Annotated in this window: 1 protein-coding gene; it reads left to right on the top strand. The window is 41.4% G+C overall.

The annotated features are described in order from the left end of the window. The first annotated feature begins 126 nt into the window (after positions 1-126). On the top strand, positions 127-594 hold the full coding sequence (gene recX / locus R7Q11_RS27515; protein ID WP_005455548.1) for a recombination regulator RecX: 468 nt from the start codon (positions 127-129) through the stop codon (positions 592-594). The last annotated feature ends 24 nt before the right edge of the window (positions 595-618 follow it).

Genomic DNA, 618 nt, shown 5'->3' with positions numbered 1-618 from the left:
TAATCTTCTGATAGACTAAAAATAAAGCCCTGCGTTGCAGGGCTTTGTTGTATTTGTCGAAATCAAAATCGAAGAAATTTAAGGCAAACGAAAAGCCTGTACAGCCAAATTACCTTTAGGATCACTATGTACCAAAAGCGACAAGCACCGACGCTATCTAGCAAAGAAGCCGCGATTCAGTTACTTAGTCGTCGAGATCATGGCTTATATGAGCTCCATCAAAAGCTTGCGATGAAAGGCTATGAAGAGGCTGATATTGAAGCTGCGATTAACTTTTGTTTAGAACACAATTATTTGGATGACTTGCGTTACGCCAAAAGCCAAGTGCGTCAACACGTTTACAAAGGTCATGGTGAGCGTCGTATTCGCCAAGAGCTTAACCAGAAGCGCGTTGCAGAATCTGTCATTGAACAAGCAATGGCAGAAGAGCCCCAAGATTGGTTTGAATTGGCAAAGTTGGCAGCAGAGAAGAAATTTAAAGGAATAAAGGCCAAAGACCAGAAAGAGTACGCTAAACAGGTTCGTTTCTTACAATATCGCGGCTACAGTTTTGACCAAATTAGCTATGCGTTAAGCTTTGAAGACGAAGATTAGGCGTGAATTATTCACGCTGATTTT

It is taken from the genome of Vibrio sp. 970 (assembly GCF_033339075.1).
The sequence above is the reverse complement of the archived record's forward strand: the minus strand, read 5'-3'. Positions and strand labels throughout refer to the sequence as shown.

Coding starts and splice junctions, on each gene's coding strand:
- recX (WP_005455548.1), top strand. CDS start 127: ATGTACCAAAAGCGACAAGCACCGACGCTATCTAGCAAAGAAGCCGCG.